This is a genomic window from Serratia marcescens (genome assembly GCF_029846115.1).
GTDB lineage: Bacteria > Pseudomonadota > Gammaproteobacteria > Enterobacterales > Enterobacteriaceae > Serratia > Serratia marcescens_L.
In genome coordinates, this window is record NZ_JARVZZ010000001.1 from 415,912 (window position 1) to 440,585 (window position 24,674).

At 62.9% G+C, this 24,674-nt stretch carries 8 protein-coding genes; 6 read left to right on the top strand and 2 right to left on the bottom strand.

The window, feature by feature from the left end:
• The first annotated feature begins 1 nt into the window (after position 1).
• The 3 genes from prmA (at position 2) to fis (ending at position 2,559) form a co-directional block, all read left to right on the top strand.
• Positions 2-883 carry a 50S ribosomal protein L11 methyltransferase gene (gene prmA / locus QDT79_RS01970; RefSeq protein WP_033636181.1) on the top strand — a complete coding sequence of 294 codons (882 nt, stop codon included), beginning with the start codon at positions 2-4 and terminating at the stop codon, positions 881-883.
• Positions 884-1,276: 393 nt separating this feature from the next.
• Positions 1,277-2,281 carry a tRNA dihydrouridine synthase DusB gene (gene dusB, locus QDT79_RS01975; RefSeq protein WP_063988548.1) on the top strand — a complete coding sequence of 335 codons (1,005 nt, stop codon included), beginning with the start codon at positions 1,277-1,279 and terminating at the stop codon, positions 2,279-2,281.
• Entirely contained in the window at positions 2,263-2,559 is a 297-nt protein-coding gene (gene fis / locus QDT79_RS01980; protein ID WP_000462905.1) for a DNA-binding transcriptional regulator Fis, read from the top strand. Before dusB ends, fis begins: the two co-directional genes overlap by 19 nt.
• Positions 2,560-3,010: 451 nt before the next feature.
• Here fis and QDT79_RS01985 read toward each other — a convergent pair whose 3' ends face one another.
• Complete coding sequence (locus QDT79_RS01985) at positions 3,011-3,352, bottom strand: KPN_00521 family repetitive protein (protein WP_016930249.1); 342 nt, start codon at positions 3,350-3,352, stop codon at positions 3,011-3,013.
• 247 nt (positions 3,353-3,599) lie between these two features.
• Here QDT79_RS01985 and lpxO point away from each other — a divergent pair, with 247 nt between their 5' ends.
• The 3 genes from lpxO to QDT79_RS02000 all read left to right on the top strand — a co-directional run bounded on the left by lpxO (position 3,600) and on the right by QDT79_RS02000 (position 6,539).
• Complete coding sequence (gene lpxO / locus QDT79_RS01990) at positions 3,600-4,505, top strand: lipid A hydroxylase LpxO (protein ID WP_107227105.1); 906 nt, start codon at positions 3,600-3,602, stop codon at positions 4,503-4,505.
• 300 nt (positions 4,506-4,805) lie between these two features.
• On the top strand, positions 4,806-5,726 hold the full coding sequence (lpxP, locus tag QDT79_RS01995; protein WP_063988546.1) for a kdo(2)-lipid IV(A) palmitoleoyltransferase: 921 nt from the start codon (positions 4,806-4,808) through the stop codon (positions 5,724-5,726).
• A 114-nt stretch (positions 5,727-5,840) separates the two neighbouring features.
• Positions 5,841-6,539 (top strand): CTP synthase C-terminal region-related (seleno)protein, encoded by a 699-nt coding sequence (locus QDT79_RS02000; RefSeq protein WP_172837458.1) that lies wholly within the window; start codon positions 5,841-5,843, stop codon positions 6,537-6,539.
• A gap of 43 nt (positions 6,540-6,582) precedes the next feature.
• On the opposite strand, the gene QDT79_RS02005 is transcribed toward QDT79_RS02000, so the two are convergent.
• Complete coding sequence (locus QDT79_RS02005) at positions 6,583-24,363, bottom strand: non-ribosomal peptide synthetase (protein WP_308316153.1); 17,781 nt, start codon at positions 24,361-24,363, stop codon at positions 6,583-6,585.
• Positions 24,364-24,674 lie beyond the last annotated feature (311 nt).

The window sequence follows — 24,674 nt, forward strand, 5'->3', positions numbered from 1 at the left end:
TATGCCTTGGATCCAACTCAAACTGAACACCACCGGCAGCCAGGCGGAAGACCTGAGCGACGCGCTGGTGGAAAGCGGCGCCGTGTCGGTGACCTTCCAGGACACCCACGACAACCCGGTGTTCGAACCTTTGCCGGGTGAAACCCTGCTGTGGGGCGATACCGACGTGATCGGCCTGTACGACGCGGAAACCGATATGGCCGAGGTGGTGGCGATGCTGGAACAGCACCCGCTGCTGGGCGCCGGTTTCCGCCACAAGATAGAACAGCTGGAAGACAAGGACTGGGAGCGCGAATGGATGGACAACTTCCACCCGATGCGCTTCGGCGAGCGCTTGTGGATCTGCCCGAGCTGGCGCGACGTGCCGGATCCCGACGCGGTCAACGTGATGCTCGATCCGGGCCTGGCGTTCGGCACCGGCACCCACCCGACCACCGCGCTGTGCCTGCAGTGGTTGGACGGCCTCGATCTGGCCGGCAAAACCGTTATCGACTTCGGTTGCGGTTCCGGCATCCTGGCAATCGCCGCCCTGAAGCTGGGTGCGGCGCGCGCTATCGGCATCGACATCGATCCCCAGGCCATTCAGGCCAGCCGCGACAACGCGCAGCGTAACGGCGTTTCAGAGCGTCTGGAACTGTATCTGCCGAAAGACCAGCCGGCGGACTTGCTGGCGGACGTGGTGGTCGCCAACATCCTTGCCGGCCCACTGCGCGAGCTGGCGCCACTGATCGGTTGCCTGCCGAAGGCCGGCGGTCATCTGGGGCTGTCCGGCGTGCTGGCCAGCCAGGCGAGCAGCGTTGCGCAAGCCTACGAAGAGAAGTTCACGCTCGATCCGGTCGCCGAGCGCGAAGAATGGTGCCGCATCACCGGCCGCCGCAAGTAAGCGCCACGGTCTATTGCCCCCTCATCCACCGGCCCAGCGCCGGTGGATTTTTTTTGTCCGGCGATCGGCCCGCGGGCGAGACAAAATTTTATGCAATTTTTCGCCGCTCAACGACGGATCGCCCTAACAATGCGCCTTTCAGGCAGGCTATTTCGGCAAAAAACGCGGGTGAATGCAGATAATATTCTGCACAAAGGCGAATATTTTTCCGCACACAAAATAAGCACTTTTCGTCAACTTATTGTAAAATATATATAATATTTTTATGAAACACTGCGTAGCGCATTTTTCGTCCTAATATCGGGCCAATTGGTTAAAGTTTGGCCTTTCATCTCGGCGCAAAAATGCGTAATATACGCGCCCTTGCGGACACAGTATGGTCACTCTTTGTCTATGCGCATTGGACACCACCAGCTTACTAATTGCCTGATTGCGGCCCCGATGGCCGGTATTACAGATCGCCCGTTCAGAACCCTCTGTCATGCAATGGGTGCTGGGATGGCTGTATCCGAAATGCTCTCCTCCAACCCGGAGGTGTGGCGGACGGATAAGTCGCGTCTGCGTATGGTGCATAGCGATGAACCAGGGATCCGATCCGTGCAGATTGCCGGATGCGATCCTGATGATATGGCCGCCGCCGCGCGTATCAACGTGGCCAGCGGCGCGCAGATCATCGACATCAATATGGGATGCCCGGCCAAAAAAGTGAACCGGAAGCTTGCCGGGTCCGCTTTGTTGCAGTACCCGGATCTGGTTAAACGGATCCTCCACGCGGTGGTTGACGCAGTGGATGTGCCGGTAACGCTGAAGATTCGCACCGGCTGGGCGCCAGAGCATCGTAACTGTGTAGAGATTGCCCAACTGGCCGAAAACTGTGGTATTCAGGCTCTGACGATTCACGGCCGAACCCGCGCCTGTCTGTTTAACGGCAACGCGGAATACGACAGCATTCGGGCAGTTAAGCAGAGTGTTTCCATTCCGATTATCGCGAATGGGGATATTACTGACCCGCATAAAGCCAGAGCAGTGCTTGACTACACCGGGGCCGATGCCCTGATGATAGGCCGCGCTGCTCAGGGGAGACCCTGGATCTTCCGGGAAATCCAGCATTATCTGGACACTGGGGAGTTGCTGCCGCCGCTGCCGCTTGGCGAGGTGAAGCGCTTGTTGATTGGGCACATTCGGGAATTGCACGGCTTCTATGGCCAAGGCAAGGGATTCCGGATTGCTCGTAAGCACGTGTCCTGGTATCTCCAGGAACACGCTCCGAATGACCAGTTTCGGCGCACATTCAACGCCATAGAGGATGCCAGCGAACAGCTGGAGGCGTTGGAGGCATATTTCGAAAATCTTAGCGTAAAAAAAGAGCTGACAGAACTATGTTCGAACAACGCGTAAATTCTGACGTACTGACCGTTTCTACCGTTAACTCACAAGATCAGGTGACTCAAAAGCCTCTGCGTGACTCGGTTAAACAAGCACTGAAGAACTATTTTGCTCAACTGAACGGTCAAGACGTAAATGACCTGTATGAGCTGGTACTGGCTGAAGTTGAACAGCCACTGTTGGACATGGTGATGCAATACACCCGTGGCAACCAGACCCGCGCAGCCCTGATGATGGGCATCAACCGCGGCACGCTGCGCAAGAAGCTGAAAAAATACGGCATGAACTGATACTAGTCAGTTAACGTGTTGAAAAGGCGCTTTATCTCATTTGATAAGCGCCTTTTTCTTTTTCTGGCTTGTGCCTACATTGGCGGGGCTTTACGCGGAATGCGCTTATCAATATACCCGGCAATGAAATAGCAAATACCCGCCACGCCCGCGATCATCACGTAGCGCTTCCACCCGTCCAACGCTACACCCAGGCTATCCAGCCCGCTCAACACCACAAACACCAACAGACCCAAGATAACCGATGCTCTGCCTGTCCAGGTGGGTGAGGGTGTCAATAAACGCCTTATCCAATAGGGCCTCATAGGGCTTCCTTCTTACTTGCGACGGAGTCGCCAATCGATGAAGGATACTCTCACGTTTTAATCAGGGCGACAAAGCGCGGTATCGGCTCTGGATTGCAGGCAATAAAAAAGGCCGCTACGCGGCCCTTGGGGTAAAAGCGGAGACCTTACTCGGTCGCTTTGTTCTTGAGGCTTTCCGCCCCTTGCTTGGTCTTGTCCCAAGCCTTCTCCGTACCCTGTTTGGTGGAGTGCCAGGCCTTTTGCGAGCCTTCGCTCACTTTGCTGCCGACGCTGTCGCTTTTGCCTTCGGCGGCGTGTTTGGCTTTCAGCTTCAGCTCCTCACCCTTGTCCTGAGACTGGTGCAGCTTTTCTTTGGCGGTATCCGCCCCTTTGTGCGCTTCAGCAACGACCTCGTTGCTGGCGTGGGCGGCGGTGTCGGTCGCGGTTTCAGCGGCGAACACCGGGGAAGCGAGCAGCAGTGCAGACAAGGCAATGATTGATTTCTTCATAAGTCCCTCTTTTCTCAAATACGTGCCATTCGTTATGAAACAAGATGGCATGAAACGCCCCTTGAACGATTTAAGAATAGGACTAAAACCAAAAAAATCGATATAAAATTTTATTACCAATATTTTTATTGATTTTTTATGCCACCAAGCAGCATGAGCGGGAAAGCGCACGAAAAAGTTAAATTTTTCCTGTCACAAAACTATAATTTGTACGAATTTTTAACAAGCACCAACAAGGATGGATTCTATGGTTGCCGCGATCATTATCGGCATTTTTATCATCAGCTTCCTCTACGCCCACTCCCGCGGCAAAGAGAAACAAAAGCTTACCCGCCAACTGTTCGATCACTCCACCTTTATGGGGCCGATCAACATGTTTATGACCGGCTTCTCCCGCTTGCCCGCCAAACAGCCCTACTTCGACGAAAAAGGCTTCCCGGAGCTGCAGACGCTGACCGACAACTGGCAGGTGATCCGCGAGGAAGCGGTACGCCTGCAGGATCACATCAAAAAGGCGCAGTCGCACAACGACGCAGGGTTCAACACTTTCTTCAAGCGCGGCTGGAAACGTTTCTATCTGAAATGGTACAGCGACAGCCACCCTTCGGCGCAGACGCTGTGCCCAAAAACCGTCGCGCTGCTCAACCGCATCCCGTCGGTCAAGGCGGCGATGTTCGCCGAGCTACCGCCCGGCAGCCATTTGGGTAAACACCGCGATCCTTACGCCGGTTCGGTGCGCTATCACCTGGGGCTGATGACGCCCAACGACGACCGCTGCTTCATCGAGGTGGACGGCGAGCAGCACAGCTGGCGCGACGGCGAGGCGGTGATCTTTGACGAAACCTACGTGCACTGGGCACAAAACGCCACCGATCAGACGCGCATCATTCTGTTTTGCGACGTCGAACGGCCGATGAAATGGCGCTGGGCGCAGGCGGTCAACCACTGGGTCGGCGCCACGCTGATGTCGGCGGCCAGCTCGCCGAACGACGATCAGGATCGCACCGGCGGCATCAACCGCATCTTCAAGTACGTCAACGCGGTGCGCGATGCCGGCCAACGCCTGAAGGCGCGCAACCGCCGCGGTTACTACCTGCTGAAGTGGCTGGCGATCGCCGCCATTTTCGCCGCGATTATCATTCCCAGCCTATAAAACGAGCCAATCATCAACTCAGGGGCAACGCGAATGAGAATATTCGCATGCCCCTCTTCCGCCACACCCCGTACCCTGTGTTAACATACACGTTCCTAGAGCCGCCTCCGCTGGCCAACAGCTATCCCTCCGAAGCCTGATAGCAGCGCAAACCGCCCTTCGAATGTAAATGTTTAGTCAATTATGGAATTCCGACTAAACCCTGGCCGTACTTGGGTGTCTGAGTAGTCGTATCGCTATCGAGTGGAACCTTTATGCGTTACAGCTTGCTGCCCCCTTTAACGTATAAAAAGAGTTTCTATGAAATCAGCCAAAGCATTTCAACTGGCCTTGCTGCACCCGCGCTACTGGCTCACCTGGTTCGGTCTCGCCCTGCTGTTCCTGCTGGTCCAGCTCCCCTACCCGTTGCTCAATCGGCTGGGAGTGTGGATGGGGCGCACTTCGATGCGATTTCTCAAACGCCGCGTCACCATCACCCGTCGCAACCTCGAGCTGTGCTTCCCCGAGATGGACGAAGCGCAGCGTGAGCGCAAGGTGGTGGGCAACTTCGAATCGCTCGGCATGGGCCTGTTGGAAACCGGCATGGCCTGGTTCTGGTCGGATAAACGCGTCAAGCGCTGGTTCAACGTCTCAGGCATCAACCACCTCAAAATGGCGCAGCGCGACGATCGCGGCGTGCTGGTGATCGGCGTGCACTTTATGTCGCTGGAGCTGGGCGGCCGGGCAATGGGTCTGTGCCAGCCGATGATGGCGATGTACCGTCCGCACAATAACAAGGCGATGGAGTGGGCGCAGACCAAGGGTCGCATGCGCTCCAACAAGGCGATGATCGATCGCAAGGATCTGCGCGGTATGGTGCACGCGCTCAAGCGCGGCGAGGCGGTATGGTTCGCGCCCGATCAGGACTACGGCCCGCGCGGCAGCGTATTCGCCCCGCTGTTCGCCGTCGATCAGGCCGCTACCACCAGCGGCACCTTCATGCTGGCACGCATGGCCAACCCGGCGCTGGTGCCGGTGGTGCTGATCCGCCGCGAACGTGGCCGCGGCTACGACCTGCTGATCCAGCCTGCCCTGGAAGACTATCCGCTCAGCGACGAACAGGCGGCGGCGGCTTACATGAACAAAGTGATCGAGAAAGAGATCATGCGGGCGCCGGAGCAATACATGTGGCTGCACCGCCGCTTCAAAACCCGACCGGCCGGTGCGCCCTCGCTGTACTGACCCTCTTTTTTTCAGCCCGGCCACGCCGGGCTTTTTTGTGCGCCACGTTTAAAAAGCGGCGGCTCGACACTCTACTTTCCTGTAATCTCCTTTTTTACCCGCACAGGAAAGGAAATGATGAAAGCTCAAGTTCGCATTGCTCTGGTCGGTGATTACAACCCGCAAGCCGTGGCCCATCAGGCCATCCCCGTGGCGCTCCAGCTCGCCGCCGCCCATCTCGACATCGACGTGCAGCCCCAGTGGCTACCGACCGACACCCTGACCGCCCCCGAAACGCTGCAAAATTTCGACGCCATCTGGGTGGTGCCGGGCAGTCCGTATCGTTACGACGACGGCGCCTTTATGGCGATCCGTCATGCGCGGGAAAACGACGTGCCGTTCCTCGGCTCCTGCGGCGGTTTTCAATACGCCATCGTCGAATACGCCCGCAACGTGATGGGCTGGCACGACGCCGGCCATGCGGAAACCGACAGCGGCGGCCGGTTGGTGATCGCCCCGCTGAGCTGCTCGCTAGTGGAAAAAACCGGCGACATCGTTTTTCAGCCCGAGACCCGCGTCGCCCAGGCCTACGGCAGCCTGAACACCCATGAAGGCTACCACTGCAACTTCGGCGTGAATCCGGAGTTCGTCGCCGATCTTGAGCGCTTCCCGCTGATGATCAGCGGCCACGACACCGAAGGCGACGTGCGCGCCATCGAACTGCCGGGCCGGCGTTTTTATGTCGCCACGCTGTTCCAGTCGGAACGCGCCGCGCTGCGCGGCGAGCTTTCACCGCTGGTGGTGGAACTCGTCAAAACCGCCGCCAACGGGTAAAAAAAAAGCCCTCTTGCGAGGGCTTCATTGACAAGCAACGCGGTCAGCGTCGAACGAGCGTATTCAGCACGGCGCTGATGCGCTCTCCTAACCCGCGCCGGTTCGCCGCTTCCGACATCATGGTGACATGATCGCCATCGACCAGGTTGACCGTCACCGCCGACGCCGGCAGATGCCCCTCCCAGCCAAGTGCCGAGCCGTCGCGGCGGTTGTAACCTGCCGGCTTGATGCGTTGCCAGTAGGCTTCCAGATCGTCATTCAGCAAGCCGGGCATCTCCTCCACCGCTTTAAACAAGTGCAGATTAAGGCCGAGCGGCCGGATGACGCTGGCGCCGACCAGGGTCGCATAGTGATAACGCTTGCGCCATAAAGCAGCCTCCTTCAGCGGATCATCGAGGAAAGTGCTGATGCCCTGGCCGTGCAGCACGGCCAGAGCCTCCTCCACCGACAGCAACTGCAGGCGGGCGAACAGCGCCGCCTCCAGCGTCGGATGTTCCACCTCCAGCCAGCTGAGGAATAGCTGTGTCGCATCGCGCATCGCCTGCTGTGGCCGCATGGTGTCGAGCAGGCCCACCAGCGCCACCTCTTCCCCCTCCGCCTGCAGCCGTTCCGCCACCATGTAGGTCAAGATCCCGCCCGAAGAGTAACCGAACAGATGGTACGGCCCGCTGGCTTGCGCCTGCCTGATGACCCCGACAACGATCTCCGCCATCGCCTCCATCGTTGCCGGCGGCGCGTCGGCCATCTCTGGCCACGGCACGGCATAAATCGGGAAGTCCGCATCGATCTCTTTGGCAATCTCATAAACATACGAGTGATCGCCATAGCCGGTCGGCATGAAGAACACCGGCGGGCGCTGGCCGCTGCGGCGCGCCGGCAATGCCCTGAGCGGCTGTGCGCCCGTGCGCTGCTCGACATGCGCCGCCAGATCCGCCAGCACCGGATGGTCAAAGATCGCCTGCACCTGCAGTGCGATCCCCCACTGCTGCGCCAGGCTGGCTTGGCGCACCGCCAGCAGCGAGTGGCCGCCCAGTTCGAAGAAGTTGTCGTGTCTGCCGATCTGCGGCAGCCCCAGCAACTCCGCCCACGCCTGCGCCAACAGCGTCTCGGTATCGCCGCGCGGCGCTTCGTAGGCTTCGCCTGCGGCGGCGGCCATCTCCGGCGCCGGCAGAGCCCGCCGATCAATCTTGCCGTTTGGCGTCAGCGGCATCGCCGCCAGCCAGACAAAGGCCGCAGGCAGCATATAGTCCGGCAACTGAGCCGCCAGATGCTGGCGCAGCTCACCGGCCAACCCGTCGCTCGCCACGTTCTCACGCAGGCTGATCCAGGCGATCAACCGCGTATCCGCACCGATGCAGCGGGCATCGACCACCGCTTCGTTCACCGCCGGGTGCGCCGCCAGGCGCGCCTCTATCTCCCCCATCTCAATGCGGAAGCCGCGGATCTTCACTTGACGATCGTTGCGTCGCTGATACTCGAGGTTGCCGTCCGCCCGATAACGCACCAGATCGCCGGTGCGATACATGCGCCCGCCCGGGTTGAACGGATCGTTCAGGAAACGCTCTGCGGTCAGTTCAGGCCGGTTGAGGTATCCCAGCGCCACGCCGACGCCGCCGATATACAGCTCGCCGATAGCGCCCAGCGGCGCCGGCCGACCGCGCGCATCCAACACATAGGCGCGGGTGTTGCCGATCGGCTTACCGATTGGCAAACGCGTTGCGCCTTGCACCTCGGCTATCGCCGCCGTCGTCGCGAAGGTCGTCGCTTCCGTCGGCCCATAGGCGTGGATCAGCTGTACCGGCCCCGCTTCCTGCAGCAGGCGTTCGAAGGCGCTCGGCTCCTCCTTTTCCCCGCCGCAGATCAGGTAGCGCAGCTGGGCCAACGTCGCGCCCATGCTGTACACATACTGATTGAACAACGCGGTTGTCAGGAACAGCGTCGTCACGCGATGCTGCGTCAATGCGGCGCTCAAACGCGCCGCATCCATCACGGTTTCCGCCGGGATCACCACCAGTTCGCCGCCGTTCAACAGCGCCGCCCACACCTCCATCGTCGCGGCGTCGAAGGCCGGATTAGCGGCGTAAGCCACCCGTTCCGTTGCATCGAACGCCGCATAACGGTTGTTGAGCACCAACCGAGTGATGCCCTGGTGCGGCGTCATCACGCCTTTAGGCAGCCCTGTGGAGCCGGACGTGTACATGATGTACGCCACCTCGCCGCTCGACAGCGACAGCGCCGGGTCGTTCTCGTCACCGCCGGAGACCACCGGCCGCAGCAGCGGCAAGGTATCCCCGTCCGCCGCTTCACCGACGATCAGACGCGCGCCGCTGTCCTCCAGGATCCACTGCTGACGCGCCGCCGGCAACTGCGGATCGATCGGCACATACACCGCGCCGGCTTTGAAGATCGCCAGCTGCGTCGCCACCAGATCGATGCTGCGCGCCAGACGCGTCGCCACGCGCTCGCCCGGTTGAATGCCGTGCGCGATCAGAGCATGCGCCAGCCGGTTAGCCTGGGCGTTCAACGCCGCATAGCCGATCCGACGATCGCCTTGCACGATCGCTACAGCCTGCGGCGCACGCTGCGCCTGGCGTTCAAACAGCTGATGCACGCAAAGCGCTGCGGGATAAGGCTCCGCCGTCTGATTCCATTCCTCCAGCAGCAGCCGGCGCTCTGACGGCGGCAGGATCTCCAGTTCGCTCGCCGGCAGGGTCGGCTGGCTTTCCAACGCCTGCGCCAATGAGGCCAGCGCCTGTTGCATATAGCCGCAGATCCTCGCCGCCGGCACCGGCTCGCTGACCTGCGCCGTCAACCCCAAAGAGTCGCCGCCGTCTTCCACCGACAGGACGAACGGATAGTTGGTGCGCTCCTGCGCGCTCAACAGCGTCATGCCTTCCGGCAACACCAGCTCGCTGCCGTTGTTGTGGCGATAGTTGAGCAAGGCGCTGAACAGCGGCATCCCCGCCGCCACGCCGCTGCAGCGCTGCGCCAGCGCCAGCGGCGCGTGCTCATGATGCAGCAACCCGCTCAGCCGCGCGTGGGCCTGGCGCGCCGCCGTCACCACATCGTCATCGCCGATGTCGAGGCGCAGCGGCAACGTATTGATAAACAGCCCCATCGCGCGTTCGGCGCCTTCCCCCGCCTGCATGCGTCCCAACAGCACGGTACCGAACACCACGTGATCTTGGCCGCTGGTGCGGGCCAGCACCTGCGCCCAGGCCAGATGGCACAGGCTGGCCAGGCTCACGCCCAGCCGCTTGGCCTGATGCCGCAGACGTTCGTTCAGCGCTTTGTCGATTGGCTGGTGCGCCGTGGTGACGCCCTTGCCGTCGCCGCGCACGTTGCCGAGCCCGAACGGCAGCACCGGCTCTTCGATGTCCGCCAGCATGGTGCGGAAGAAGGTTTCATGTTCTTGCGCGCTGACGCTCAAACGCGCCTGCGCCACCGCATTGCGGAACGGCGGTGGGGCGCCCAGCTCGGCACCTTTGCCGGCGAGGATCGTGGCGATCTCTTCCTCAATCAATGCCGCCGTGGAATGATCCCCCACCAGATGATGCCATTGTTGCAGCATCCACCAACTGCCATCGCTATCTTGCGCAACCACGACATTCAGCAGCGGCGCGCGGCTGAGATCCAGACGCGCATGCTGCGGATCGAAGCGCGCCAGCAGTTGCTCGCCAATCGCCCCCTGCGCCGGATCGAGCGTCAGCTCAGTCCACGGCAGCGCGGCGGCGCGCCAAACGACCTGTACCGGCTCGCGGATCGCCTCACTGATGAACGCCGTGCGCAAAATATCGTGGCGATCGATCACCTGTTGCATCGCGGCCCGCCAACGATCCAGACGCTCGCGGTGCTCAAAGCGCAGCAGCGTAGACAGCAGGTACGGATCGCCCCGCTCCGCCAACAGGTGGTGGAACAGGATCCCCTCCTGCAACGGCGACAGCACATAGATATCCTGCACGTTGGCCACGCCGCCCGGCACGCGCGCCACGATGCTGTCGATTTCAACCTGGTTCAGCGAGGCCAGCGGCAGCAGCTCAGGCGTGATGCGCGCGCTATCCGGCCGCAGCAGGTTCTCGGGGATCTCGATTTCGCAGCGCGCCTCCAGCGCCTCCGCCAGCGAGGCCAGCGTCGGGGCGGTAAACAGCGTCTGCACGTTCGCCGTCAGGCCGCAGCGGCGCAGCTCCGCAATCAGTTTCACCGCCAGCAGCGAGTGCCCACCCAACTCGAAGAAATTGTCATGTCGGCCGACATTCGGCAGACCGAGCAATTCGCCCCAGATCGCCGCCAACAGGGTTTCCGTGTCGCCCTGAGGCGCTTCATGGCCCACGCGTGCAAAGTCGCCGGCCTGCGGCGTCGGCAACGCGTGGCGATCCACTTTGCCATTCGGGGTCAACGGCAAGTCGGCCAGCATCAGACAGGCCGCCGGCACCATGTAGTCCGGCAGCTGCGCCGCCAGATGCCGCCGCAGCTCGTCGGCCAGATCGCGGCCCTCGGCCTCAGCTTGCGGGACGATCCAGGCGATCAACGCAGGATGCGCGCCGCGCACGTCAACCACCGCTTCGCGCACCGCCGGGTGCGTTTCCAACAGGACTTCAATCTCGCTGCACTCGATGCGGAAGCCGCGGATCTTCACCTGCTGATCGTTGCGTCCGCAGTAATCGAGATTGCCGTCCGGCAGATAGCGCGCTAAATCGCCGGTGCGATACAGGCGGCCTCCCTCGTTAAACGGATCCGCCAGGAAACGCTCGGCCGTGAGGTCTTCGCGATTCAGGTAACCCAGCGCCACGCCCACGCCACCGATATACAGCTCGCCGATCGCGCCCAGCGGCACCGGCTGGCGGTGTTCATCCAGCAGATACACCCGGGTATTGCCGATCGGCCGGCCAATCGGCAAACGGTGCCGCCCCGCCGCCACGGTAATATGCGCCGAGGTGGCGGCGGTAGTGGCTTCCGTCGGGCCGTAGCCGTTGATCAGCTGCACCCGGCCGCCCTCCTTCAGCACCCGGGTATAGGCATGAGGATCCGCCGCTTCGCCGCCGCTGATCAGGTATTTCAGCCCCGCCAACGTCGCGGGAATGCTGTGCGCATGCTGATTGAACAGCGAGGTCGGCAACACCAGCACCGTAATCGCCTGACGCGTCAGCAGATCGGCGAACGCCGAGGCGTCCAGCAAGACCGCAGGCGGCACCACCACCAGCGCGGCGCCGTTCAGCAAGGCTCCCCAAACTTCCAGCGTCGCCGGATCGAATGCCGGGTTGATGGCGAAAGCGATACGATCTGAGTCGCTGAACTCCGCATAACCGTTATTGATCACCAGTCGGTTGATCCCCTGATGCGGCACCATCACGCCTTTCGGCTTACCGGTTGAGCCGGAGGTATACATGATGTAGGCCAGATCCAGACTGTTGCTCGCCAATATCGGCGCGCCGGACGGCAGGTCCGCGTCATCATTTTGCGGAAGACGAGCGACGCCGACGCCGATCTGCGCGTCGTCCTCGCCGCCGTTCAGCAGCAGCACCGCGCCGCTGTCGGCGATGATCCAGTTCTGCCGGCCGGCCGGCAGCTGCGGGTCAACCGGCACATAGGCAGCACCGGCCTTAAGGATCGCCAATTGGGCGATCGCCAGGGCGGCGCTGCGCTCAAACCGGACCGCCACGCGCTGGCCGGGCTCCACGCCCGCCTTAATCAGGCGCCAGGCCAGCCGATTGGCGCGCTCCGCCAACTGCGCGTAGCGAATAAGCTGCTCGCCATCGATCAACGCCGTCGCCTGCGGCGTGCGCCGCGCCTGCTCGTCGAACAGCTGATGCACGCACGCCTGCGCCGGATACTCCCGCTCGGTGCGGTTCCAGTCATGCAGCAGCAGTTGGCGTTCGGCCGCAGGCAGCAGATCGACGCGCGCCGCCGGCTGGGTAAGATCCGCCGCCATCGCTCGCAGCGCCTGCTGCAGATACACACCGTAGCGCACCGCCGTGTCGCGATCGAACAAGGCGCTGGCGTAGTTCAACGAGCCGACAATGCCGCTGCCGCTTTCCGCCAACTCGAGCGTCATGTCGAATTTCGCGACGTCATAGCTCAGCCCGGCATCCGCCGTTTGCAGGCCCGGCAAGGCGATATCGCGCACCGAGCCATCCTGCCAGGCCAGCATCACCTGGAACAGCGGCGTCGCGTCCAGCTGGCGCGGCGGATTGACCACCTCCACCACCTGTTCGAACGGCAGATCGCCGTTTTCCCGCGCCGCCAATACCGTCTCGCGCACTCGCTCGAGCAAGATTTGCAGCGTCGGCTCACCGCGCAGATCGACATGCATCGCCAGCGTGCTGACGAAGAAGCCGACCAGCGGTTCGATTTCCAGCCTGCCGCGGTTGGCCTCCGGGGTGCCGATCACCACCTGCTGTTGGCCGGCCATGCGGGACAACACCAGGCTCCAGGCGGCCAGCACCGTCATGAACAGCGTGCCGCCGTATTGACGGCTTAACCGCCGCAGCGCGTCGGTAAGCGCCGCGTCGATGGCCAGAGGCACCTCGCCACCGGCGAACGACTGCATCGCCGGACGCGGCCGATCGGTCGGCAGCGTCAGCAGAGCCGGCGCATCGCCCAGCGTCTGGCGCCAGAACGCCGCCTGCTCGGCCAACCGTTCCTGCGTCAACCACTGGCGCTGCCAAACGGCATAATCGACATAGTGCACCGCCAGCGGCGGCAGCGGCGACGGTTCGCCGCGTTGGAAGGCGCCATACAGCGCGCTCAGCTCCCGCATCAGGATCCCGGTAGACCAGCCGTCGGAAACGATATGGTGGCAGGTCAGCAGGAACAGATGCCGCCGCTCGCTCACTTGCAGCAAGCAGGCCCGCACCAGCGGCCCCCCTTCCAGATCGAACGGCGCTTTCATCGCTGTTTCGGCCAGCGCGTGCAAACGTTGCTCCGCCTGATGCTCGCCGCGCAAGTCGTGATACGCCAGCGGCATGGCCGCCTCCGGCAAGATCCGCACCTGGGGTTGCCCATCCTGGCAGACAAACACGCTGCGCAAGGCTTCGTGGCGGGCATACAGCGCGTCGAGACTGCGCTGGAACGCCGGCGCATCCAGTTCGCCGTCCAAGCGCAACGCCAGCGGGATATGGTAAGTCTCGCCGATCCCGCCCATTTGGCTCAGGAACCACAACCGCTGCTGGGCAAACGACAACGGCAATGCGCCGTGACGCGGAGTCGGCACGATGGCCGTCGGCTGCGCCGCCCCCTCCCGTTCCAGCCACTGCGCCAGCGCCTGCAACACCGGCGCGGCGAACAGCGCCGACAGCGGCAACCGCCAGCCGGCCTGCTGCACCCGGTTGGCCAACTGTACCGCCAGCAGCGAATGCCCGCCCAGGGCGAAGAAGTCATCATGACGGCCGACGTGTTCAACATTCAGTAACTGACGCCAGACGGACGCCAGCAGGCGTTCTCGCTCATCGGCCGGCGCTTCATAAACAGCGCGCGCGGCGGCGCCCAGCTCCGGCGCCGGCAGCGCGCGTTTGTCCAGCTTGCCGTTGGTGGTCAGCGGCAACGCGTCCAGCCACACGAAGGCCGTCGGCACCATATAGTCCGGCAGACGCCCGGCCAGATGCTGACGCAGCCGCAGCGCCAGCGTTTCCCGAGCCTCCCCTTCGCCCGGCACCGCCCAGGCCACCAAACGTTTGTCGCCGCCGTTGTCCTGCCAGGCGTCAACCGCCACGCTGCGGACCTCAGGATGGCTCAGCAGCGCCGCCTCCACCTCACCGCACTCAATGCGGAAACCGCGAATTTTCACCTGCTGGTCGTTGCGCCCCAGGTACTCCAGCTCACCGTTCGGCAGATAGCGCGCCAGATCGCCGGCGCGATACATCCGTTCACCCGCCACGAAAGGATCGTCGAGGAAACGTTGCGCATTCAGCTCCGGCCGATTCAGGTAGCCGCGCGCCACGCCCAGCCCGCCGACATACAGCTCCCCCACCGCGCCCAGCGCCACCGGCTGACCGTGTTCGTCAAGCAGATACAGGCGCAGATCCGGAATGCGGTGGCCGATCGGGCTGCCGCTGCCGGTGATGTCCGCCGGAGACATTTCCCGGTAAGTGACGTGCACCGTCGTTTCCGTTATGCCGTACATATTGATTAACCGCGGCGCGTCCGGCCGATTACGGGCATACCACGGCGCCAGATCGGCCGGATTCAGCATTTCGCCGCCGAAGACGATGTAGCGCAACCGATGCGGCGTGTCGTCCTGAGCCTGAATGAACGCCTTAAAGGCGCTAGGCGTCTGATTCAGCACCGTCACGCCCTGGTGACAAACCAGCTGATAGAACGCGGGGGCGGAGCGCGCCGTTTCCTGCGGCACGATCACCAACCGGCCGCCGTGGCGCCACGCGCCCCAGATTTCCCATACCGAGAAATCGAAGGCGAACGAGTGGAACAGACACCACACATCCCCGGCGTCAAAGCCGAACCCGGCATCGGTCGCGGTAAACAGGCGCTCAACCTGACGGTGTTCCACCATCACGCCTTTCGGCTTGCCGGTCGATCCGGAGGTATAGATCACATAGGCCAGATTGGCCGCCGTCAGCCCTTCAACCTGCGGATTGGCGGCCTCGGCGCCCCAGTCTTCCTCCAGCGCCATCGTCGGCACATCGGCCCCGCTCAGCGCCGAGCGCCCTGCAGCGTCGGCCAGCAGCAACACCGGCCGGGCATCGTGTAAAATGTACTCCAGACGTTCGCCGGTATACGCCGGATCGAGCGGCACATAGGCGCCGCCCGCTTTCAGGATCGCCAGCAACCCGACCAGCATCGGCGTGCCGCGCTCCGCACACAGCGCCACCAGACGATCGGGCCCGACGCCGCGCGCGATCAACACCTGCGCCAACGCGTTGGCTCGTTCATTGAGCGCCCGATAGCTGAGGCGTTCTTCTCCGCACACCGCTGCGATCGCCGCCGGCGTGCGCAGCGCCAGCCGCTCCAGGTGATGGTGCGGGCAGAGATCCGCCTGCGGTTCATCCGGCGTGCAGTTCCAGCCATGCAACAACCGTTGCCGTTCGTTCTGCGGCAACAGCGCAAGCTGCGAAACCGGCAGCGGCGCCGCCAACGCGATGCCCTGCAGCACCTGGCGCAGATAGATCCCGTAGCGCTCGGCGGTTTCACGATCGAACAACGCCGTGGCGTAATACAGCGAGCCGGCGATTTCTTCGCCGATCTCGGTCAGATCCAGCGTCATGTCATATTTCGCTGCGGCATAGCCGGCATCGATCGCTTCCGCCTGCAGCCCCGGCAGGCCGATATCGTGCACCGAACCGTCCTGCCAGCTCAGCATCACCTGGAACAACGGGGTATGGCCGCGATGACGCGGCGGGTTCACCTGTTCAACCACCTGCTCGAAAGGCAGATCGCCATGGTCGCGCGCCGCCAGCAGCGTATCGCGCACGCGCAGCGCCAACGTCGACAAATCCGGATCGTCGGACAGATCGATGCGCAGCGCCAGGGTGCTGACGAAGAAGCCGATCATCGGTTCCGTTTCCAGCCGGCGACGGTTGGCCTCCGGCGTGCCGATCACCAGATCGCGCTGCCCCGACAAACGGGACAGCACGACGCTCCACGCCGTCAGCAGCGTGATGAACAGCGTGCATCCCTGACGCAGGCTGAATTGCCTCAGCGCCGCGGTCAGCTCGGCATCGAGCGAGACCGCCACCCGATCCCCGGCAAATGACTGCACCGCCGGACGCGGACGGTCGGTCGGCAACGTCAACAGTGCCGGTGCATCGCCCAACGTCTGGCGCCAATAATCGGCCTGCTTCGACAACCGCGCAGGCTGCAGCCATTGCCGCTGCCAGTGGGCGTAATCCGCGTACTGCAACGCCAGCGGCGGCAGCGGTGACGGCTCGCCGCGACACAATGCGCCGTACAGCGCGCCCAGCTCCCGCAGCAGGATGCCGTTCGACCAGCCATCGGAAATGATGTGGTGGCAGGTCAGCGCGAACAGCTGTTCCTCGTCGCTCAGCCGGATGAGGCTGGCGCGCACCAGCGGGCCGCCGGTCAGATCAAAGGGCGCTGCGACCTCTTCCCGTATCAGCGTGGCGGCGCGCGCCTGCGCATCCGCGACGCCGCGCAGATCGTGGATCGTCAGCGGCAAACCGGCGATCGGCAAAATGAGCGCCTGCGGCTGGCCGTCGCGGCTGATGAAGACGGTGCGCAACGCGTCGTGGCGCGCATAAAGCGCGTCGAGGCTGCTCTGCCAGGCGGCCAGATTCAGCGGCCCACGCAGCCGCAGCGCCAACGGCATGTGGTAAATTTCGCTCATGCCGTCCAGCTGGGTCAGGAACCACAGGCGCTGCTGAGCGAACGACAGCGGTAAGGCGGCATCGCGCGGCGCGGGCAGAATCGGCGGCAGGCTCTCCGCCTGCTTAATCTGGCGCGCCAACGCCTGCAGAACCGGGTTGGCGAACAGCGCCTGCAGTGATAACGGCAACCCGCTTTGCTGCAGGCGGTTGGCCAAACGCACCGCCAACAGAGAATGGCCGCCCAGAGCGAAGAAGCTGTCGTTGCGGCCAACCTGTTCCACGCCCAGCAGCTCTTCCCACAGCGCCGCCAGACGCTGCTCGACGTCCCCCTGCGGCGCCTCGTAGGCTTCTCGACGATAGGCCTCGCCCGACGGGTCGGGCAATGCGCGGCGATCGAGCTTACCGTTTGGCGACAGGGGCAGCGCCTCCAGCAGCACGCAAGCGGCCGGCACCATGTAATCCGGCAGCTTGTCGGCCAAATGCCGGCGCAGCGTCTCCGCCAACGACGCCTCATCGGCACCTGGCTGCGGCACCACCCAGGCGATCAGGCGTTTCTCACCGCCGTCGCCGCCGCGCGCATCCACCACGGCTTCGCGCACCTGCGGATGCGCGGCCAGCGCCGCCTCTATCTCGCCGCATTCGATACGGAAACCGCGGATCTTCACCTGCTGATCGTTACGTCCCAGATACTCGATATTGCCGTCCGGCAGATAGCGAGCCACATCGCCGGTGCGGTACATGCGGCCGCCGTGACCGGCATCGAACGGATCGGCCAGGAAACGCTCCGCCGTCAGTTCAGGCCGGTTGAAATAGCCACGCGCCACCTGAATGCCGCCGATATACAGCTCGCCGACCGCCCCCAGCGGTACCGGCTGCCCTTGTTCATCAAGCAGATAGATCCGCGTGTTGGCCACCGGCCGCCCAATGGGCACCGACACCAGCCCAGATTGGCGGGTGCAGTGCCAGGCGGTCACGTCCACCGCCGCTTCGGTCGGGCCATAGAGGTTATGCAACTCGACATGCGGCATCTGGCGGTAGAATTCGGCCACCAGTGAGGCGGGCAACGCCTCGCCGCTGCACATGACGCGCACCACCTGCCCGCAGCGGCGGCTCGCGCCTTCATACAGCAGGAAGCTTTGCAGCATAGACGGCACAAAGTGCAGCGTTGTCACGCCATACTGTTCGATGACGCGGCTCAGGTACTCCGGATCCTTGTGGCCTTCAGGGCGCGCCATTGCCAGACGCGCGCCATACATCAACGGCCAGAAGAATTCCCACACCGAGACGTCGAAGCCGAACGGCGTTTTCTGCAGCACCGTATCCGCCGGCGTCAATCCATAAGCCTGCTGCATCCAGAGCAGGCGGTTAACGATGCCACGATGTTCATTCATCGCGCCTTTCGGTTTGCCGGTCGAGCCGGAGGTATAAATCACGTAGGCCAAATGGTTGGGCTGCGCGCGCGGCGCCGGGTTATCGGCGTTCAGCTCGTCCGCCAACGATTCATCCAGCGCCAGCAGCGGCACCGCGTGTTCGCCCAGCGCCGCGCGGCCGGCGGCGTCCGCCAGCAGCAGCACCGGATCGGCGTCCTGCAGGATATAGTGCAGACGCTCGCCCGGATAAGCCGGATCCAACGGCACATAGGCGCCGCCGGCCTTGAGGACGCCGAACAATGCCGTTACCATCGCCAGGCTGCGCTCGGCGCACACCGCCACGCGGCAATCCGGACCGACACCGCGCGCTATCAGCGCGTGCGCCAGGCGATTGGCCTGCGCATTCAGCTGGGCGTAGCTCAGTTCGGCGCCGCCGCAAACCAGCGCCACGGCGTCCGGCGTGCGGCGCACCTGCGCTTCAAACAGCGCATGCAGGCAGACATCCTGCGGATAAGGCTGCGCCGTTGCGTTCCAGCCATTGATCAACAAGGCGTACTCGTCGTCCGGCAGAATCGACAGTTCGCGCACCGGCATTTCCGGCGTGTGTTCCAGCGCATTCACCAGAGCGGTCAATGCCTGTTGCATATAGCGGCACACCCGTGCGGCGTCGATAGGATCGATGACCTGCGCCGTCAACGCCAGCGAATCCATGCCGTCGTCTACCGACAGCACGAACGGGTAGTTGGTGCGTTCGTCCGCGCCGATCAGGCTGACCCCTTCCGGCAGCGCCAATGCTTCCCCGTCGTTGTGGCGGTAGTTCAGCAGCGCACTGAACAGCGGCGCACCGTTTTTCACGCCGCTGCAGCGCTGCGCCAACGCCAGCGAGGCGTGCTCATGCGCCAGCAAGCCGCTCAGGCGCGCATGCGCCTGCCGCACCGACGCCTCAACGCTGCGCCCGTCCATATCCAGCCGCAGCGGCAGCGTATTGATGAATAGCCCCAGCGCCCGGTCGGCGCCTTCGCCCGATTCCATGCGGCCCAGCAGCACCGTGCCGAACACCACGGCATCACGCCCGCTGGTGCGCGCCAGCACCTGCGCCCAGGCCAGATGGCACAGGCTGGCCAGGCTGACGCCCAGCCGCTTCGCCTGTCGACGCAGGCCGGCATTCAGCGCAGGCGCCAACGCCAGGCGGCCGGTATTGGCGCACTGTCCGTCGCCGTGTACGTTGCCGAGCCCGAACGGCAGTACCGGTTCGTCGATATCCGCCAGCATGCCGCGGAAGAAACTCTCATGTTCCTGTTCGCTGAGCCCCAAACGCGCTTGCGCCACCGCATTGCGGAACGGCTGCGCGCTGCCCAGCGTATCCCCGCGCCCGGCCAGAATGGCGTTGACTTCTTCCCCCATCATCGCCAGCGTCGAGTGGTCGCCAATCAGGTGGTGCCACTGCTGCAAGACGTACCAGCTGCCGTCGCTCTCTTCGGCGATGACGTAATACAGCAGCGGCGCCCGCGTCAGATCCTGACGGATCCGCCGGGGGTCGAAGCGCGCTTCCAGCTGACGGCCGACCGGCCCCGCGGCCGGATCCAGCGCCAGCTCGATCACCGCTAAGCGCGCCCGGCGCCAGACGACCTGTACCGGTTCGGACAGCCCCGCACCGACAAAGGCCGTGCGCAAAATGTCATGACGCTCCACCACCTGCTGCATCGCCGCCAGCCAGCGATCGAAACGCGCCCGGCTGTCGAAGCGCAGCAGTGCCGACAGCAGGTAAGGGTCGCCCTCTTCCGCCAGCATGTGGTGGAACAAGATCCCTTCCTGCAACGGGGAAAGGGCATAGATATCCTGTACGTTGTCGATGCCCCCCTCCACACCGTCGACGATCTGATCGATCTCAGTCTGCGTCAGATCGGCCAGCGGCAGCATCTGCGGCGTGATTGCGCGGCAGCCCGACACAATCCGATTTTCCGGCACCTGGATCCGCTGCTGCGACACCAGCGTTTGCGCCAGAGCCGACAGCGTTGGCGTGGAGAACAGCGCCTGAACGCTCGCCGACAGCCCCGCCTGGCGCAGCTGCGCCATCAACTTCACCGCCAACAGCGAATGGCCGCCCAACTCAAAGAAGTTGTCGTGACGCCCCACGCGTTCAACGCTCAACAACCCCTGCCAAATCTGAGCCAGCAGCCTTTCGGTTTCCCCCTGCGGCTCGACATAGGCTTCGCGCATGGCGGCATCCGGCGCCAGCGCCGGCAGCGCGCGCCGATCCAGTTTGCCGTTCGGCGACAGCGGCAGCGCCTCCAGCCACACAAAGGCCGTCGGCACCATATAATCCGGCAGCGTTGCGGCAAGCGCCCGGCGCAGCGTCTGCGCCAGCGCCTCACGCTCCGCTTCCGGCTGCGGCACGACCCAGGCCACCAGACGTTTGTCGCCTTCGCCATCCGTGAGCGCATCTACCACCGCGTCGCACACGGCGGCATGCATAGCCAGCTGCGACTCGATTTCACCGCATTCAATGCGGAAGCCGCGAATTTTTACCTGCAGATCGTTGCGGCCCAGATACTCCAGGCTGCCGTCCGGCATATAGCGCGCCAGATCGCCGGTGCGGTACATGCGGCCACCCGGCGCGAAAGGATCGGCAAGAAAACGCTCCGCCGTCAGCGCCGGTAGATTCAGGTAGCCGCGCGCCACCTGCGCGCCGCCGATATACAACTCACCCACGGCACCCAGCGGCACCGGCTGGCCATAGTCATCCAGCAAGTACGCCCGGCCGTTGGCGATAGGCCGGCCGATAGACGGCATCGCCGTACCGACCGCCGGCTCGCCCGAAGTCGCTACCACGGTCGTCTCCGTCGGCCCATAGTTATTCACAATGGTTACGCCAGGCGGCGCCTGCAGCGGCCAGCGGCGGATGCTGTCACCGCCGATCAGCAGCATCCGCAGATCGGCAGGCATGTCGCCCATCAGTGCGATCTCAGCCAGCGGCGTCACCATAAACCCGACCTGCACACCGCTGCCGCGCCACCATTGCAGCAGCGCTTCGCCATTGCCCGCCGCCTCTGCCGGCGGCAGCAACAGCGTCGCCCCCTGCGTCAACGTCGGCCAGATTTCCCAAACGCTGGCGTCAAAACCCAGACCCGCCATGCTGGTCGTTCGCTCACCGGCCTGCAAACCGGTCGCTTCGCAGTGCCACATGATCAGGTTGATCAGGTGCGCCTGTTCCACCATTACCCCTTTCGGTTTGCCGGTCGAGCCCGAGGTGTAAACCACATACGCCAGACTGCCTGGCTGCGCGCGCGGCGGCAGATCGTGCTCCTGCTCTGGCAGCGCGTCTTCCAGGGCCAACAGCGGCGCGGCCACCGCCCCCAGCGCCGCGCGGCCGGCGCTATCCGCCAACAGCAACGCCGGCGCGCAGTCCTGCACGATATAGTGCAGGCGTTCAGCGGGATAAGCCGGATCCAGCGGCACATAGGCGCCGCCGGCTTTCAGGATCGCCAACAGTGCAACGATCATCTCCGGGCTGCGCGCGGCGCAGACCGCGACGCGGCTTTCCGGCCCCACGCCGCGTGCCGTCAGGTGGTGCGCCAGCCGGTTGGCGCGCGCGTTCAATTCCGCATAGCTCAGCGACGTCTCCCCCTGAGACAGCGCCGGCGCCGTCGGCGTACGCCGCGCCTGCGCTTCAAACAGGGCCGACACGCTTGACGCCTGCGGGAAAGCACGGTGGGTGCGGTTGCGCACGTTGAGCAATAGCTCTCGCTCCGCCTGGCTCAGTAAACGATCGCCGCGCACCGGCGCATTCGGCGCCGCAGCGGCCTGCCGGAGCAGCAATAGCAGATGTTGCGCGGCGCGCAGCATCTGCTCGTCCCCCACCGCGGCGCTGTCGTACACCCAACGGAAAGCGCCGTTGCTTTCACAGATCTGCAGCACTGCCCGGGCGCCGGAGCGTTTCACCGCCGCTGCGCCCTCCTGGCCTTCGTCGAATCCCGGCGAGGTGTCGCGGCGCAATAGCGCCACGACGGTTGACCAGGCGCGCGAACGCGTGTCCAGGCCGAGCAATGCCGGATGGTAGGCCCGACGCGCGTGCGCCTGCTGCCATTCGCGTCGCATCTGCACCTGCGCCTCGGTGAAACCCAGCGTCGGATTCAGCGAGATCTGCAGCGGCAGTGTCCAAACCTGGCCCGACTCGCCGATAACGTCGTCCGTCGCGTTCAGCCAGCCAAGTTGGAAATCACTTTCGCCGCCCATCAATCCCAGATACAACGCCAATCCGGTCAACACCGATTCGACCTCGATCTTGCCCGCGTGTTGCCAGGCCGTAGCTTGCCATGCCGGCCGGGTTTCGCGCTGCCAGGCCACCGGGAACGCCGCCGGAGCAAACTGGGCCAATCGCGGTTGCCAGAAAGCCGCATGGTGCCCACCGGCCGCCTGTATCTCCTCCAGCCGTTTCGCCTGCAAGGGATCAAGCAACGGCAACGGCTCGCCCACCGTCAAACCGTGCCGCCGCGCCAGCGCTTCCCCCGCCGCCAGCTCCCCTTCGGCGGTGAACCAGCCTCCGATCCGCACCGCCCCTTCCGCCGTGGCGATATTCCAACCCGCATCGTCGACGCCAAGCAGCGTACCGGGGGCCGCATCGCCGGCGTCAGGCAGCATTTCCAGGCGCCCAACGCCCAGCGCCCGGTCGGCCAACAGGATTTTCAGCGGGCAATCGCCCGCAGGATGGCCGAGTGACGTCGCGAGGCGCACCAGTTCAGCGGCAGGACGATCCCAACGGATAAAGCCGGCGGCCGGCGGCAGTCGGCGGAGATCATAGAAACTGCCGCTGACGTCCGCTTCAGGCTGCGCATGAATCTGTTGCATCACCTGAGCGATACTGCCTTCAGGCTGTTCAGAGAGGGTCCGCAGAATAAACTGGAAACGCCGCTGTAAACTCTCAAGCTGGCTTAATGAATGGGCATGTGGCGCATCGGCAAACATGACGTCCAATTCTTGCGCCTGCTGATCTTCGTAAAACAGAATTTGCATATCGCTGACGGCGATGTTGCCGCCGTAATACCAGCGCGTCTTACATCCCCAAAACGGATCGCCATGATCGAAGGAAACGATATTGATAGCGGGACCAAACCAGGATGAGCTCATGGTACTGCGATCGCGACGAATATCCTCACCGCGATATAATTGCCGACGAACCACTTTGGCTATTTCCGCTGCGACCTGTTGTGCAAAATCCGCCAGACGACTTTCAGGGTTAATGGCTAAAATCAGTGGCACCACATTCGCGGTCATACCAATACTGTTTCGCTCTCGGGTACCGGTAACCGGCAGGCTGAAATTCAATAAGGTCTGACCAGTAATACTATGGAAACATAATGCGACGGCCGCCGCCAATATATGAGCGCGATGTACACCGGCTTTTTCCGCACCCCGATCAATCGCCGCTATCTCATTTATTGTTAATGTGTGATTGCTGATTTGCATGGACGAATAAGGGACGAGTTTCTCCTGACGCGTCAAGCTATGGGGCGCGGCGAGCGTGTAGCCTTGCCAGAACTGTTTGTCGGTAGCGAAGCGGGAAGAGTCGCGGTACTGTAGGTCGTGTTCATAGAGCCGGCTAAAACTGCAATTGCTGAATTCAGGAATGCTTTTTTTCTCAGCCAACGCGTTGTAATACAGTGCGATGCGACGCATGAACTCTTCAGCGCTGCGGCCATCCACCAGCATGTGGTGAAAACGCCGGTAGAGAATATAGCTGCCCGGCGCCAACGTCAGTAAGGCAAAGCCGAACAGGTCCTGATCCAGCGCGGAGATAACGCGATCGGCATCTTGCCGCATCCAGCGCTGCGCCGCCAGCTCAGGGTATTCCTGGCTGCTGAAGTCATGCGCGGAAAGCGGATCATGACTGCGCGCCGCACGGTATTGATAAAGCTCACCGTCTTGTTCGGTGAAATGGGCCTGCATCGCCGGCGTTTCTTCAATGATCGCGTCTATCGCCTGGCGCAGCAGGGCTATCTGCAACGGCCCTTCTATCGTGCCGTATCCCCACATATTGAACGGCAAGCCTTCAGACATGCTGGCGCTCAGCCAAAGCTCGCGCTGAGCGGTGGTAATTTCATGCAGTTCGACTTTCTCCAACGCAACATGAGCACCCGTACGGAATTCCCCACTCTTCACATCAGTTTGTTTGTTCATAATATTCTCTAGCACGTTTTCATTACGTTAATGAAAGGGACCGTCCGGATTTAGGCAAAGCCTGGCCGTCCGACAGTTCAAGTCAGAATAAAAAACCGTAGAAAAGCTGGGTCTCCCCCCAACTAAGAAAGAATGAAATGGTTAATCCAGAGGTTCCCCCTGTGCCTCAATTTGTTGAGCTGTGAAGTATAGGAGAGGATATTTTTTTTGGCGAAATGTGCGAAAGGGAATAAATGACCATTTTATTTCCCCGATATTACTCAGGGATGACGAGCGTATTCCTCTTGCATTAATGCGATATAATTAGAGAG

Bases quoted from the DNA above. Each gene is read 5' to 3' on its own strand.
- prmA (WP_033636181.1), top strand. From the start codon at position 2: ATGCCTTGGATCCAACTCAAACTGAACACCACCGGCAGCCAGGCGGAA.
- dusB (WP_063988548.1), top strand. From the start codon at position 1,277: ATGCGCATTGGACACCACCAGCTTACTAATTGCCTGATTGCGGCCCCG.
- fis (WP_000462905.1), top strand. From the start codon at position 2,263: ATGTTCGAACAACGCGTAAATTCTGACGTACTGACCGTTTCTACCGTT.
- QDT79_RS01985 (WP_016930249.1), bottom strand. From the start codon at position 3,352: ATGAAGAAATCAATCATTGCCTTGTCTGCACTGCTGCTCGCTTCCCCG.
- lpxO (WP_107227105.1), top strand. From the start codon at position 3,600: ATGGTTGCCGCGATCATTATCGGCATTTTTATCATCAGCTTCCTCTAC.
- lpxP (WP_063988546.1), top strand. From the start codon at position 4,806: ATGAAATCAGCCAAAGCATTTCAACTGGCCTTGCTGCACCCGCGCTAC.
- QDT79_RS02000 (WP_172837458.1), top strand. From the start codon at position 5,841: ATGATGAAAGCTCAAGTTCGCATTGCTCTGGTCGGTGATTACAACCCG.
- QDT79_RS02005 (WP_308316153.1), bottom strand. From the start codon at position 24,363: ATGAACAAACAAACTGATGTGAAGAGTGGGGAATTCCGTACGGGTGCT.